Raw genomic sequence first — 13,887 nt, 5'->3', positions numbered from 1 at the left:
GGCCCTACTTTTCCCAGCGCGTCTCGACCGGGGCGGCGATCTGCGCCCGCGCTTCCTCGATCACCGCCATCAGCGCACGCAGCACCGCCTCGACACCTTCGCCGGTGACAGCGGACAACAGCATCGGCGCCCGCCCGGCGGCCCGCTTCAACGAGGCCACCTTTTTCTTGCGCTCGTCAGCATCCAATATGTCGACCTGGCTCAGCGCCAGGATCTCGACCTTGTCGGTCAGGCCGTGGCCGTAGGCTTCGAGCTCGGCCCGCACCGTCTTGTAGGCCTTGCCCGGATTTTCCTCCTGCGCCGAAACCAGGTGCAGCAGCACGCGCGTGCGCTCGACATGGCCGAGAAAGCGGTCGCCGATGCCGACGCCCTCATGCGCCCCCTCGATCAGCCCGGGGATGTCGGCGATGACGAATTCGCGCGCATCGACACGGGCGACTCCGAGGCCGGGATGCAGCGTCGTGAACGGGTAGTCGGCGATCTTCGGCTTGGCCGCGGTGACCGCCGCCAGGAATGTCGACTTGCCGGCATTGGGCAGTCCGACCAGCCCGGCATCGGCGATCAGCTTCAGCCTCAGCCAGATGTTGAGCTCCTCGCCCGGCAGGCCCGGATTGGCGCGGCGCGGCGCCTGATTGGTCGAGGTCTTGAAATGCTGGTTGCCGAAGCCGCCATTGCCGCCCTTGGCGAGCAGGAAGCGCTGGCCGACCACGGTCAGGTCGCAGATCAGCGTCTCATTGTCCTCCTCGAACACCTGGGTCCCGGCCGGTACTTTCAGCGTGACGTCGGCGCCCTTGGCGCCGGTCATATTGCGGCCCATGCCGTGGACGCCGGTCTTGGCCTTGAAATGCTGCTGGTAGCGGTAGTCGATCAGCGTGTTCAGCCCGTCGACCGCTTCCAGCCAGACATCACCGCCGCGGCCGCCGTCGCCGCCATCCGGTCCGCCGAACTCGATGAATTTTTCACGCCGGAACGAAACCGAACCGGCGCCCCCGTCACCGGAGCGGACATAGACCTTGGCTTGATCGAGAAATTTCATCGGATCGCAGTTTCTTTATTGGCCTTGCGGCATTGCTCTAAACCTTGGGCCTTGCTCTAAACCAAGGCGCGGCGAAGGGCGAGGCCGTTTTATGACAATGGCCGCATGGGGTTGGCCGGAGAGATGGCGGGATGAAGCTTGTAACCTACAACATCCAATACGGCATCGGCCTTGATGGACGATACGATATCGCGCGTATCGCCGATGCCGTGCGCGGCGCCGATGTGATCGCGCTGCAGGAGGTCACCCGCAACAATCCCCGGAACGGCGGCCGCGATATGGTCGCCGAGATCGGCGAGGCGCTGCCCGACTATTTCGCCGTCTACGGCAGCAATTTCGAGGCCAATATCGGCTCGCGTATCGAGAACGGCCGCGCCATCACCACGACCTTCCAGCTCGGCAACATGGTGCTGTCGAAAACGCCCATTCATCTGTCGCGCAACCTGCTTTTGCCGCGCAGCCGCAGCTTCGAGATGATGAACTTCCAGCGCGGCGCGCTGGAAGCGCTGATCGAGACGCCGCTCGGTTTTATCCGCTTCTATTCCATCCATCTCGATCACCGCAGCCCGGTCGAGCGCGCCAGCCAGATCCAGTTCCTGCGCCAGCGCCTGTTGAACTATGCGCTTGAAGGCGGAGCACTGTCCGGCGTCGCCGAGATCGGCCTGCCGGAATTGCCGCATCCCGAAGCCTTTGTCGGCATGGGTGATTTCAACATGCTGGCCGGCTCGCCCGAATATGTCGAACTCGCCGGCCGGCCGGACCACGAATTCGGCATGCCGCTGACCGCCGATTTCGCCGTCGATGCCGCCGTGCGCCTCGACACCGGCGACGACCTCGTCAGCTGGGTCGATCCCAAGGACCCGACCAACACCAGCCGCCACAAGCGCATCGACTATGTCTTCACCAGCGCGTCGCTTGCCCGATCACTGAAGCGCCTGTGGGTCGACCGGCAAGCCAACGGTTCGGACCACCGGCCGGTATGGGCCGAACTGGGCTGAGCCCCAATTGGTTCGGCATAAGGCGCCGAGGCCTGTCGAGATTCAGGTCAGCCGAGCCGAGGATGGTGGCTTGTGAGAACCGGAGCGGAGCGTACTTAAAGTACGTGAGCACCGGAAGCGCAGAAAGCCGCCGTTCGCAGGCCGGCCTCACCTGAATATCAGCACGCATCAAAAGTGGACCCAGTTGCGCAGGCTGACCCACGTCTTCCTGTCGAGCCGGTAGCGCTCCACCGGCACCTGGCCGGCAACGATCGAATTCAGCATGCCCTGGCCGGCATACTGGAAGCCGCATTTGTGAATCACCCGGCGCGAGGCCGGATTGATGACCCGCGTCGAGGCATGCAGCACCTGGATCGAGGTCTTCTGGAAGGCGAGGTCGACCAGCGCGTGGGCTGCTTCGGTTGCATAGCCACGCTTCCAATAGGGCTCGCCGATCCAATAGCCGAGCTCCAGCCCGCGATCGGTGGTGTTCAAGCCCGCGCAGCCGACAAAGGTGTCGGTGCCGGCGAGCGTCAGCGCATAAGCGATGCCGGCGCAGCGTGATCTCGTCATGGCCAGGAAGGCGCGCGCCTCGGCCTCGCCATAGGGATGCGGCATGCGCGCCAGCATTTCGGCGACGTGACGGTTGTCGGCAAGTTCGGCCAGTTGCGCGACATCTTCTTCACGCGGCGCCCGCATCACCAGCCGCTCGGTGGCCAGAACGGGGCAGTCTATCGCGTAACTTTCGTCTTCTGAGTCTTCCGCTTCGGCAACCATTTGAACGTTCCTCCAGGCACAAGAAAAGGGGAGATGGAAACCCATCTCCCCTGATCCTTTTCCTGGCCTTGCCAGACACCGGTTCCCGAGATGGGCGCCGGTGTTCTAGTGCGGAACCGGCTACTCCGCGGCTTTGGTAATCGGGTTGACCGATACGTAGGTTCGGCCGTTGGCTTTTTTGTTGAACATCACGGCGCCGGCTTCGAGCGCGAAAAGGGTGTGGTCCGTGCCCATGCCGACATTGACGCCCGCATGCCAGGTGGTGCCGCGTTGACGAATGATGATGTTGCCCGGGATGACGGCTTCGCCGCCGAACTTCTTCACGCCCAGACGCTTGGAATGCGAGTCGCGACCGTTGCGCGACGAGCCGCCAGCTTTCTTGTGTGCCATCTAACTAACTCCGTTGCGCCGCAAGGCGCCTAAAAGGCCTTATGAACGCGTTCGCGTTCCGTTTCAAGTCCGATCCGGCTGATGTTTGGCCGGAAAATTACTTCTTCGCCAGTTCCTTGGCCTGCTCGCGCCAGTCCTTGATCTGGTCGGCGCTGAACGGCATGTGCTCGTCGATCTTGGCGACATCCTTGTCGGACAGCTTGGCCAGCTGCGCGAAAGTGATGATGCCCTGCTCGGCGAGATCCTTGGCGGCGACCGGGCCGATGCCCTTGATCACGGTCAGGTCGTCCGGCTCGCCCTTCGGCGCCTTGAACAGCGGCGCTGCCGCGGTCTCGGCGGCCTTGGCTTCCTTCTTCGGCGCGGCCTCGGCCTTCGCTTCGGCGGCGACCTCAGCCTTGGCTTCCGCCTTGGCGGTGGCCTTCTTGGCCGGCTTGGCGCCGCCCAGCAGGATCTCGGAGATCCGCACGGTGGTCAAAAGCTGGCGGTGGCCGATCTTGCGGCGCGAATTCTGGCGGCGGCGCTTCTTGAAAGCGATGACGGTGCGGTTCTTGCCCTGCTCGACGACTTCGGCGGTAACCAGGGCGCCATCGACGAACGGCGCGCCGAACGTGACATTCTCGCCCTCGCCATGCGCGAGCACGTGACCGATCTCGACGATATCGCCGACATTGGCTTCGACTTTTTCGATCTTCAGGAGATCGTTGGCGGCGACGCGATACTGCTTGCCGCCCGTTTTGATGACTGCGAACATTTTTTGCCTTTCGCTGTTCGGTCGGCCTCGATGAACCGCGTCTGGCGGTTCGGCCGTCTTTTTGTCAGTCTGCGGGTTCAAAAAACAAGCGGCGCGGAAGAACCCTCCACGCCGATTGCGCGCCGTCCCTAACCGAAGGTTGCGTGGGAGTCAAGGCAAACAGCCGCTGCCGGACCGCTATTGGCCGTCGCCGCCATGCCGCCGTGGCAAGCTTCCCCGGCGAAAACACCGGCGAGGCCACGACGCGCCTCCGGAGAAACCGGTGACGACGGCGATGGCGGCCAGGACCGCCTGTGCCGCATCAGCCGATGAGCGGCCGACACCACCTTGAGCCCATGCCTGTCCGGCAAGCCAAATAACTGGTGGATTTGGCCTTGTAACCTGCCCGATCAGCCGTTATCTAGTGCGCCGCGCCGGCAACGGCCGACCATGACCGCGGAGAGGTGGCAGAGTGGTCGAATGCACCGCACTCGAAATGCGGCATGGGTGCAAGCCCATCGGGGGTTCGAATCCCTCCCTCTCCGCCATCCCACCGATTCAGCGCCAGGGTGCGCCGAGCTTTCCGAGAGCGGCCTGTCACTCCATTATGGCTTCTTGGCCCTCGTACATTCGTGGGATGCAAATGGTCGAATTTCAGCCTGATGGTTGGCACACGGTCACACCAAGGATTTTCACTCAAGACGTGAGAGGTTTGGTGGATTTTCTCAAAACCGTGTTCGGCCCGTTTTGCCGCGGGCGACCCGGCATGAAGCGCTCGATGTCGATGCGTCCGACCTCTGATAATTGAGCGGGATAATCGAGGGGCCGCTATTGCGTATTTCGCAACATTAGATCACGCTAATATGCCGGACTTCAAAGCCGGCAAGGCCCGGCTGCTGCCCCCCACCCCAAGCTCCAGCAGCCGGGCCGCCTTCAAGTTAAGCCGATTGAGGATGGCGGCCAGTCTTCAGATGGGGATCATACCGACGAAGGAATTTGCGCAGCGGCAACTCGAACCGAATGTACATCCGCCAAGCGAAAAGAACTGATGTGGCAGTGCCGATCACGATGATAAGGTCCGGAGGAATCGGAAAAGCGGTCCACACCATCAGAAGCAGCGTTATCGGCAGAGTGTGGATCAGATAGAGCATATAGGAGGCATCACCGAAAACCGTCCAGACGCTCGGCTTCGCGTCGATCTGCATCGTGCCGAAGACGATCATCGCCGCAGGGAGGCCGTAGACCAGCACGCGCTGGAAGCCGTTATCGCCGGCGAGGAACTCCATCGTTCCCCCTTGCGGCGCTATCCCAATGAATCCGACGGCTATCATAGCCGCGGCGCCGATCGGCAGGCACCACACCGCCGGTTTCCACCTAGGCGCATAGGCGAGAACGACGCCGAAACCGAACTCGATGATCAGCGGGTTGCCAAGAAACTGCAGCACCGGACCCACCGAACGAAACATCATTGCGAGGCCGAAGATACCGAGGAGTCCCGACAGCAGTCGCCGGTCGACCAGAACGATTGTCGCGGCAGCGTAAAACAGCATTTCGAAGCACAGTGTCCAGGCCGCAGGCAGTGCTGGCGCGGTCATTTGATCGGTAGCCGGCCATAGCAAGAGCGTCGCCGCCGCGTCCCGCCAGCCGAAGCCGGTTTTATAGGCGACGATCGCATAGGGGATGCTGATCAGCAGGTAGAGCGGAACAATGCGCCGGAATCGTCTCCAAGCGAAAGATCGCCAAGTCAGACCAGGTGCCGTCTTAGCAATAATCACCCCTGATATGACGAAGAAGATGTCTACGCCCGCGAAGCCGACCACCTGCAAATCGTGAGGTAACAGGCCATTGGATCCGGTGGCCTTAACGGCAGTCTGCGCTGCGTGGACATATACGACCATCAGCGCGGCAACGAAGCGAAGCACTTGCAAAGACCAGATCAACAGGGCGAGTCCTGATTATTGGCCGCTTGGTATGGCGCCACCAAGGAACCGCGGCAAGAGCATGGGGACGCGCCGCGTGTAATCGTCGTACTCTGGGAAGGTTTGCTGAAGAATGGATTCTTCATTTCTCGCGCGTCTATACTGCAAAAAGAACTGAACCGCACCCAAGGCCACCATCAGCATTGAAAAATGCGAGAGGATCATCCCGAGGACGAATACCCCCTCGCAGATGTAAAGCGGATGCCGGACAATCGAATACGGGCCAGTGGTAACCAAGCGTCGAGCCGTCGCCATGAGAGAGAAGGAACGGCCCAGCCAATAGAGACAGAAAATCGAACTGGCCGTACCGATGAAGACCAAGCAGAGAGCCGTCACTTGAGCCGCCTCATTTTGCAATGCCGGCGTCAGGTTCAATGCGAGCAGGATCAAAAATGTTCCAGCTACCGAGGTTACTCTCGGCTCAATTCCCTGCGCAGTTCCCTTTGGCGGAAGGCGGACGATTGTCATCACAAGCTGCAACGACAGAAACACGGTTGACGCCAGTTGAGTAACGATTGCCAGCGAACTTGCTGAGGTATCCTGACGGAAATAGAGGAGCAGAGGCATCGCGCTGGAAGTCGCCAAAACCGTCATCGCAAAGATGATGGCAATGCGGCCGAAAAAATCCTCGTTCAACATTTTCATCCCCTCCTTAAGCAGTCATTGAAACATCACTTCCGCGCCCCGACAAGAAAATGGTTTCCAAAGAGTTAACGGTCATGCCGTCTCAACTTTTGGTTAATCTGTCCGACTTATCGTGGCCAAATGCCAAACCTTCTTCCCGTGCTTCGTGTCCTGGCGCCGATCTCGATTGCAATTTCAGCCGTAATGGCGATCGCACTCAGCCCGCACAGCGCAACGTTTGCGTTTTGGTTGACGTTGCCTGTGAATGCGGCTGGATGGCCCGCGCTTCGCACAGCAGAGCGGGCTGCCGCCGTTCAGTTAAGCTGATTCAGGATTCCAGAACTGCTCGCCAACACCACACTTTCGTAGATCAGGAGGGCTGTCGTGCAGATCGCCGCGACCGAGATTGGCACGCCGAACGGCACAACGCCTTTGCGGTCGAGATGCTGAACGTAGAGGCGGAAGGCGCCTGCGGGCAGCAGGAGCGGATTTTTCATGATCCCTGCAGTGACGAGGGCGAAAACCAGTAGCAGCGCGGAAAAAACGGCGAGGTCTTCGCCGCCGGTCAGAAAAGGGACGACCGCTATCAGCTTGACGTCGCCGGCTCCGATCTTGCGGAAGACCCAGAACGGGAACAAGGCAAGAAACAGCACGAGGCCGGCAGACGCGCTCAAGCCCATGTCCCACCACGACCCGGATCGGAGCATCAACAACAACAGCGATCCCACCCCCAGGCAGAGCAGTAGCAGCACATCGCGATTGGCAATCCTCTGCGTCGTGAAGTCGAGCCACGCAATCCTGGCGAGCAGAGGGATGGCGAGGGCCTTCAGCAGCAGTGCCTCGACAAGCAGCATACTAGCGCTCGATGTTCTGCACGCTCGACGACAGCAGCTTCAGATTGTTGGCCACGGTCGGATCGTTGGGTGCCAGCTCATAAGCCTTGAGAAAATTCGAACGGGCGTCCTGCAGTTTGCCACGCAGCAGATAGGAATAGCCGACATTGTTGTAGTATTCGGGCGAGGCGCCAACCAGCCGGAAGGCCCTGCTGTAGGCCCGGTCGGCAAGGTCGAAACGGTGGATCCGGTCGCACGATGCGGCCAATCCCATCCAGGCGCCGCCATCATTGGGCGCCAGTTGCGTCGCCTTGAAGAACAGCGCGCCGGCATTGCCGTAGTTTTCCGCGCGGAACTGGTTCTTGGCTTCGGCCACGGCCTGATCCGAGGCGTAGTATTCGACGTTACTGACCGTCTTCAATCCGTCGAACGCATCGCCAAAGGACGTGACATCGCCTTTCGAGGGTTCATTGGTGCGCACGACACCGCCTGTGGTGTCCGCACCATTTGTCTGGCAGCCGGCAAGCGCCAACAACAGACTGGCTACGGCTGCGAGGCGCATTGGCCCTGTCATTTTGTCCCCCAAGAGTCGACCGACCCTTTTTTAGAATCAAAGCATATAACCATTTAGAAGAAAATGCCCTTCATGCGAATGATCACTGGCAACATGATGACCATGAGCACAACGGGAAAGATGCACAGCCCCAATGGAATCATCATTTTGACAGGCAGGGCATTGGCACGTTCTTCAGCATGAAGAATTCTTTGTCCGCGCATCTCGTCGCTATAGACGCGCAGCGCTTCCGTCAGGCTGGTGCCGAGCTCTTCCGACTGCCGGAACAGCACGGCCAGGGAGCGCGCCTCTTCCAGCCCGATGCGGTCCGCGAGTTCACGCAGCGCCTCCCGCAACGGTTTGCCGGCGCGCAATTGCAGGTTCATGATCGCAAGCTGGATGCCCAGCCATTTGTGGGTGCCGGCCAGTTCGGCGCCGACACGCTCTACCGCCGCCTCCAGGCTCATGCCGGCGTCGGCACAGGTGATCATCATGTCCATAAAATCGGGAAACCCGCGACGATAGATCTGTTTTTGCGTATTTTCGAAGCGATCGAGCAGGATAGCTGGAATCACGATGCATGCGAGTCCGAACAACGCGGAACCGGCAAAGGCCATGAAAGCAGGCAGGTGGGGCGGGAGCACTCGTACAAGGAGCGCATAGGCAACCAAAAAGCCGATACAGACCGCGCCCAGTCGCGACAAGGTGTAGATGAGCGGAGCGCTGGGTTGATAAAACCCGGCGCGAAAAAGCTTCGCCTCGAGCGCATTCGGCTCGTTGCGTTCCTTCTCCATCGATCGAAAGTAGGCATCAACCGGACGTTGCGCCGAGATTTTGAGCAATTGTTCCTGACCCGCGAGCGAGCGGCGGTCGGCGATGCCTTCCGACGTCAGGCTCTGGGCAACCAGCTTGCGTGTCTGCAACGCCGGCAAGAAGACTAGCGCGCCGAACAGGAACAGCGACACAGCCGCCACGAACACCGCGGTGGAAACCAGGAAACTCAGTCCCTGAATGTTCGATAACAGGTTTATGGCTCGCTCCTGTCAGAAATCGAAATTGACCATGCGATACATGATGAAGTCACCTAGCAGCGCCCACGTTCCGAAGATCAAGAACACCGGCATGACCAGAGGGTCGTGCCATATTTGGCCGTAATATGCCGGAGCGGCGAGCTGGAGAATCAGGAACATTACCAGCGGAAAGAGCGAGATGATCCACGCGGACACCCGGCCCTCTGATGAAAGCGCCCTGATTTTCATTCTGAGTTTCTGACGTTCGCGCAGAACCGACGAAAGATTGGCCAGGATCTCGGTCAGGTTGCCGCCCGTTTTCGATTGGATCGACAGCGACACCGACAGCAGGTGGAGGCCTTCGAAACCTACGCGCTGCGAAAGCTTCCGCACCGCCTGTTCGATGCTCAGTCCGAAGGTGATTTCGTCGGAGACGATGCCGAATTCGGTGCCGAGCGGATCGGGCATTTCGCGCGCGACCAGACCTACCGCCACCGATGCCGGGTGCCCTGCCCGCAGTGAACGCACGATCATGTCGAGTGCGTTCGGGAGCTGTTTCGCGAATTTCTGGATCCGTTTATTGCGCGCACGACGCAGAACGAGAAGCGGCAAGGCAAATCCGGTCACCAGAAAAATCAGGATGGAAGGCAATAAGGAAAAATTGAGGAGGAACGAGAACACAAGCGCGAGTGCGATAGCGGAGAGCAGGAACATCGCGGCGAAAGTCAGCGGGTTTCCGGTAACGCCGGATTGGGTATAAAGCCTGTTCAGACCGACCATGCCGAAAAGAAAGTCACCCGTGTCCGTCAGGCCGCGCTCGCGCAGCAATCCTTGCAGGGTCTTCTCGGCCGGAACCTCATCGGACAATCGCTTCAGCCGCCGATTGATCGTGCCGGCACGGGTCCGGCGATCGGCGAAGGAAAGATACAGCGCCTCGCCGGCGAGAATGACGGCCGCGGCCGCGAGCGTGTAAATAAAATACAGCAAGGTCTGGCCGGTGGGCATCAGAGCGCAACCTGAGGATTGAAGGCGTCCTTGGCGAAATGGTGTCCAAGCGTCGCCGCTTCTGGCGCAAAACGTGGACGAACACCGGTGGCGCGAAACTCCCCGACGATCTGACCGTCAGCCGTCACCTCGCGACGTACGAAGGTGTAGATTTCCTGCATCTGGACGACGTTTCCTTCCATACCGGTAATCTCCGATATCGATGTCACGCGCCGGCGGCCGTCGGAGAGGCGCTGTGTCTGCACGATGACGTCGATGGCGGAAGCAATCTGCGCTCTGATGGATTCATGCGTCATCGGCATTCCTGCCATGCCCACCATCTGCTCCAAGCGAGATATCGCATCACGCGGCGTGTTGGCATGGATGGTGGTCATCGAGCCTTCATGGCCGGTGTTCATGGCCTGCAGCATGTCGAAGGCTTCCTCGCCGCGCACCTCGCCGACGATGATACGGTCGGGACGCATGCGCAACGCGTTCTTGACCAGTTCGCGCTGGCGAACCTCTCCCTTTCCTTCGACACTGGGCGGACGTGTCTCCAGCCGGCCGACGTGAGGTTGCTGCAGCTGAAGTTCCGCCGCATCTTCGATGGTGATCAGGCGCTCCCTGGACGGGATGTAGCTCGACAGCGCATTGAGCAAGGTCGTCTTGCCGCTGCCCGTCCCTCCCGAAACGAGGATCGATTTGCGCGCCTGTACGGCGATCCGCAGCAGATCGACCATTGGCGGGCGGATCGAATTGAGCGCCACCAGGCGTTCGAGTGAATATGGATTTTTGGAGAATTTCCGGATCGACACCAGCGGGCCGTCGACCGAGATCGGCCGCACCGCGATGTTGACGCGGGAACCGTCCTCCAGGCGGGCATCGACCATCGGCGCGGATTCATCGACGCGCCGGCCAATGGCCGACACGATCTTGTTGATGACCCGCAGCAGATGCGCCTCGTCACGAAATCGGATGGCCGTCTCTTCAACCAGGCCACGCCGTTCGATGAAAACACGTTTGTGGGTGTTGATCAGGATATCGGTGATCGTGTCATCCTTGAGCAACGGTTCGATCGGGCCGAGTCCCAGCATCTCGTCGGCGGTTTCACTGGTAATTTGGTCAAGTTCGCGTGCGTTCAGCGGCACGCTGTGGGTGCGCACGAACTCGCGCACGATCGGGCGGATCTCGTTCAGTATCTCGTCCTTGGATGCCGTTTCGAGCGCGGTTAAATTGAACCGGTCAATCAAATGGCGATGCAGTTCGACTTTCAGCGTCAGGAAGTCCTCGCCTTGCGGCGCCAGATCCACAGTTGCCGGAATTGGCGTTACAGCGGGGAGCAGCACGCCCGTGATCGGCTGATCGAGCGGCTTTGGCTGTTCAGCCGGCCCTTTGATGAAGCGGCCTAACATCTCGCGCAGGTCCGAAATTCATTTGATAGGAAATCACTGCTCGACCCAGAAGTGCGCGAACCGAGGTCCGGCGGATCGTGTCGAAACATGACTGCTTGGTTGGCGACGGTCATGACAGAGGCACCTGTTGTCGGCTGGACAAGCGTTGAACGACTTCCGAATCTGATTGCAGGGGCGGCCGGACTTGGGCAATCCAGCGGACAAATTGAATTGCAACGGCCGCGACTGCCAATCCCGCCAGCACGTCGACCAGATAGTGCCCGCCCTCGGGAAATGTGGCGAGGATCAGCATCGCGTTCAGGGCATAGACGGGAAGCGAGATATAGCGGATGCCACGCATTGAATAGGCGAAGATCCCGGCCAGGGTGGAGTGGAAGGAAGGGAACGAGACAAGACCTTCGGGATGCTCCAGCAGGAATGGTTTCAGTGTCCGCAAGGCATGAAGCTGCTCAAGGTGCCGCGTCGAGGCGCCGGGACCAAAGGAACTCAAAATCTCCGGCGACGGATGGTAAAACTCAAAGGCCCCTGCCGCCGGCACTGCCATCGTGACCAGGCACATCAAGCAACCGGCCACCCCGTAATGCGCGACAAATTCCTCCAGCCGGTCCGACCGAGCGGTCAACGCGAGGATGGCCGGCAGCAGCAACAACTGTACGCTCAAACTGTTGTAGGCGATCGAAAGCACATGATCGATTGATGGATAGTCGTTGAGCAATCTCACATAGGAGACCCAGTCGAAGCCCAAGCCTGCGTCGCCCGCGGCCAGATAGCTGTCCAGCAGTGGACGGCTTGTCGCGGTAGCCAAATAGGTAACGAGCAGAAGCACTAGGGAAAACAGGGTCATAGCGGTCAACGCCATGGCCAGCGCCTGTATCCTGCCAGCGAACTCACTTACCATGTCGCGATGGCGAAAAGGCGTTTTGCGAAGTTGAAGGCGCATCGCTCCAAGGAGCACCCACAGCAAGGCCATGGGCATCGTCATCGCCACATCGAACCAGATAGATTTATTGAGGTTCACGGTCGAGAACGGCAACCAGATCAGATTTGTCACCACAGCTCCGGCAAGCAAGGCTGAAATAAAGGCAACAAGCCCATTTTTCTCGGATTTCGCCATTCCGGTCCATCCATACGCCCGGCGGCCAATTGATATGGCCGCCATCGGATCGAAGGCCGAATCGGCCGCCGAAAGCGACGGGTGCAGGAATGCCCGCCTTTCGCGTTCCATCCGTCTAAGCATCGGCCATCCCGTCCCGCCGCGTTAGGCTTCCCTAAATTTGCAATCCATAAACTAACGGTTAACCACATGCGGGACAAGCGCCCTCGGGTTCGGGAAGAACCAATACTTGCAAGATAGTTAAGATGCGGGTGGAGAAAATATCGTTTTTATTTCTGGTCCCCACGCCGCCAAATATGAGTGGCACACCAGGCTTTGGAGGCCCCTGTGCCCCTTGGGTGCTCCGACATCGGCGACCACTCAATATCTGGTTATAACCCCCCAGATATAAAGGAGTATGCAATAGGCCTAAAGTAACTGCCGCTTTATTAGCTGCCAGGCATAATTGTGAACGAATGGTTAAGGACGCTTGAAAAACTAGGCGAATCAAGATCTTGCTGAAATTTAAAGCCGCGCTCAACTCGAAAGTTCATGTATTGGAAAGTTAAGGAACCGTTAATCCCGTTTGACTCCACAATTTCTCGGGACCTAGGATCGCGGTGACGGGGGATGCTTGGGTATGGAGTTCATCCTGGCTCTGTCTCGTCGGGTTCAAACCTCCAAAGGGAGACATTGACATGAACAAGCTCATGACGATGACCCGGCAGTTCCGCGACGACGAAAACGGCGCTGCCATGGTCGAATACTCCATCCTGATCGGCATCATTGCAGCGGCATCCATCGTTGCGATCATCGCCATCGGCGGATGGGTCGGCAGCCAGTTCACCGGCCTTTGCACGAAGCTTGGCACTAATGGTGCTGCCGGGAGCAGTTGCAATCCAGCTGGTTGATTAGAAACGCCCTGGGCCGGAATCGGCCAAAAAAGGAGGGATAGACATGAAGTCGCTTATCCACGTAGCCAGGCAGTTCCGCGACGACGAAAACGGCGCTGCCATGGTCGAATACTCCATCCTGATCGGCATCATTGCTGCGGCATCCATCGTTGCGATCATCGCCATCGGCGGATGGGTGGGCAGCCAGTTCACCGGCCTTTGCGCGAAGCTGAGCGGCACGGGTATCGGCTCTGCTGGCACTGGCACCGGCGCTTGCAGCACGGCTGGTTGATCGGAAACGCCCTGGGCCGGAATCGGCCAGGGAAGGAGAGATTAAGACATGAAGTCGCTTATCCGCGTAGCCAGGCAGTTCCACGACGATGAGAACGGCGCTGCCATGGTGGAATACTCAATCCTGATCGGCATCATTGCCGCGGCGTCGATCGTTGCGATCATCGCCATCGGCGGATGGGTCGGCAGTCAGTTCACCGGCCTTTGCACGAAGCTGAGCGGCACGGGTATCGGCTCTGCTGGCACTGGCACCGGCACTTGCTAAAAACTTTCTGGGCCGGAATCGCTTGATTTCGGCCCAGGAT

General features: G+C 59.6%; 16 protein-coding genes and 1 tRNA gene. 5 read left to right on the top strand and 12 right to left on the bottom strand.

Annotation, left to right across the window (positions count from 1 at the left end; translation table 11 throughout):
• Window positions 1–4 precede the first annotated feature (4 nt).
• The gene (gene obgE, locus FJ548_RS16395) at window positions 5–1,036 is read right to left on the bottom strand and encodes a GTPase ObgE (RefSeq protein WP_140697418.1); all 1,032 of its coding nucleotides are present in this window, start codon (window positions 1,034–1,036) and stop codon (window positions 5–7) included.
• A gap of 131 nt (window positions 1,037–1,167) precedes the next feature.
• Here obgE and FJ548_RS16390 point away from each other — a divergent pair, with 131 nt between their 5' ends.
• Entirely contained in the window at window positions 1,168–2,034 is an 867-nt protein-coding gene (locus FJ548_RS16390) for an endonuclease/exonuclease/phosphatase family protein (protein ID WP_140778404.1), read from the top strand.
• A gap of 168 nt (window positions 2,035–2,202) precedes the next feature.
• Here the strand turns inward: FJ548_RS16390 and FJ548_RS16385 are convergent, their stop codons facing one another.
• From FJ548_RS16385 to FJ548_RS16375, 3 genes are all read right to left on the bottom strand, one after another.
• Window positions 2,203–2,790 (bottom strand): GNAT family protein, encoded by a 588-nt coding sequence (locus FJ548_RS16385; protein ID WP_181168813.1) that lies wholly within the window; start codon window positions 2,788–2,790, stop codon window positions 2,203–2,205.
• Window positions 2,791–2,910: 120 nt separating this feature from the next.
• Complete coding sequence (gene rpmA / locus FJ548_RS16380) at window positions 2,911–3,180, bottom strand: 50S ribosomal protein L27 (protein ID WP_140613041.1); 270 nt, start codon at window positions 3,178–3,180, stop codon at window positions 2,911–2,913.
• A 97-nt stretch (window positions 3,181–3,277) separates the two neighbouring features.
• A complete protein-coding gene (locus tag FJ548_RS16375; RefSeq protein ID WP_140778402.1) occupies window positions 3,278–3,931 on the bottom strand; it encodes a 50S ribosomal protein L21 in 654 nt (217 codons plus the stop codon).
• A gap of 437 nt (window positions 3,932–4,368) precedes the next feature.
• Here FJ548_RS16375 and FJ548_RS16370 point away from each other — a divergent pair.
• A tRNA-Ser gene (locus FJ548_RS16370) sits at window positions 4,369–4,458 on the top strand.
• A gap of 390 nt (window positions 4,459–4,848) precedes the next feature.
• Here the strand turns inward: FJ548_RS16370 and FJ548_RS16365 are convergent.
• From FJ548_RS16365 to FJ548_RS16330, 8 genes are all read right to left on the bottom strand, one after another.
• Window positions 4,849–5,850 carry an acyltransferase gene (locus FJ548_RS16365; RefSeq protein ID WP_140699026.1) on the bottom strand — a complete coding sequence of 334 codons (1,002 nt, stop codon included), beginning with the start codon at window positions 5,848–5,850 and terminating at the stop codon, window positions 4,849–4,851.
• A 15-nt stretch (window positions 5,851–5,865) separates the two neighbouring features.
• Window positions 5,866–6,534: an isoprenylcysteine carboxylmethyltransferase family protein gene (locus FJ548_RS16360; protein ID WP_246678682.1), complete on the bottom strand. Its 669-nt coding sequence runs from the start codon at window positions 6,532–6,534 to the stop codon at window positions 5,866–5,868.
• Window positions 6,535–6,827: 293 nt separating this feature from the next.
• A complete protein-coding gene (locus tag FJ548_RS16355) occupies window positions 6,828–7,367 on the bottom strand; it encodes a prepilin peptidase (protein ID WP_140761082.1) in 540 nt (179 codons plus the stop codon).
• 1 nt (window position 7,368) lies between these two features.
• Window positions 7,369–7,908 (bottom strand): tetratricopeptide repeat protein, encoded by a 540-nt coding sequence (locus FJ548_RS16350; RefSeq protein WP_140613036.1) that lies wholly within the window; start codon window positions 7,906–7,908, stop codon window positions 7,369–7,371.
• A gap of 65 nt (window positions 7,909–7,973) precedes the next feature.
• Window positions 7,974–8,924 carry a type II secretion system F family protein gene (locus tag FJ548_RS16345; protein WP_140613035.1) on the bottom strand — a complete coding sequence of 317 codons (951 nt, stop codon included), beginning with the start codon at window positions 8,922–8,924 and terminating at the stop codon, window positions 7,974–7,976.
• A gap of 18 nt (window positions 8,925–8,942) precedes the next feature.
• Entirely contained in the window at window positions 8,943–9,914 is a 972-nt protein-coding gene (locus FJ548_RS16340) for a type II secretion system F family protein (protein ID WP_140761084.1), read from the bottom strand.
• Window positions 9,914–11,305, bottom strand: coding sequence for a CpaF family protein (locus FJ548_RS16335; protein ID WP_140613033.1), 1,392 nt, complete (start codon window positions 11,303–11,305; stop codon window positions 9,914–9,916). Before FJ548_RS16335 ends, FJ548_RS16340 begins: the two co-directional genes overlap by 1 nt.
• Before the next feature lie 109 nt (window positions 11,306–11,414).
• A complete protein-coding gene (locus FJ548_RS16330; RefSeq protein ID WP_140778401.1) occupies window positions 11,415–12,542 on the bottom strand; it encodes a phosphatase PAP2 family protein in 1,128 nt (375 codons plus the stop codon).
• Between the two features lie 554 nt (window positions 12,543–13,096).
• Between FJ548_RS16330 and FJ548_RS16325 the strand changes: the two genes are divergently transcribed.
• From FJ548_RS16325 to FJ548_RS16315, 3 genes are read left to right on the top strand one after another with little or no spacing between them, the layout of a single operon-like run.
• Window positions 13,097–13,309: a Flp family type IVb pilin gene (locus tag FJ548_RS16325; RefSeq protein WP_140761091.1), complete on the top strand. Its 213-nt coding sequence runs from the start codon at window positions 13,097–13,099 to the stop codon at window positions 13,307–13,309.
• A 46-nt stretch (window positions 13,310–13,355) separates the two neighbouring features.
• A complete protein-coding gene (locus FJ548_RS16320; RefSeq protein WP_140778400.1) occupies window positions 13,356–13,583 on the top strand; it encodes a Flp family type IVb pilin in 228 nt (75 codons plus the stop codon).
• Window positions 13,584–13,631: 48 nt separating this feature from the next.
• Window positions 13,632–13,847 (top strand): Flp family type IVb pilin, encoded by a 216-nt coding sequence (locus tag FJ548_RS16315; RefSeq protein ID WP_140613030.1) that lies wholly within the window; start codon window positions 13,632–13,634, stop codon window positions 13,845–13,847.
• The last annotated feature ends 40 nt before the right edge of the window (window positions 13,848–13,887 follow it).

Source organism: Mesorhizobium sp. B2-4-17 (assembly GCF_006441275.1).
GTDB lineage: Bacteria > Pseudomonadota > Alphaproteobacteria > Rhizobiales > Rhizobiaceae > Mesorhizobium.
Note: the sequence above shows the minus strand (reverse complement) of the source record. Positions and strands in the feature narration are given on the sequence as shown.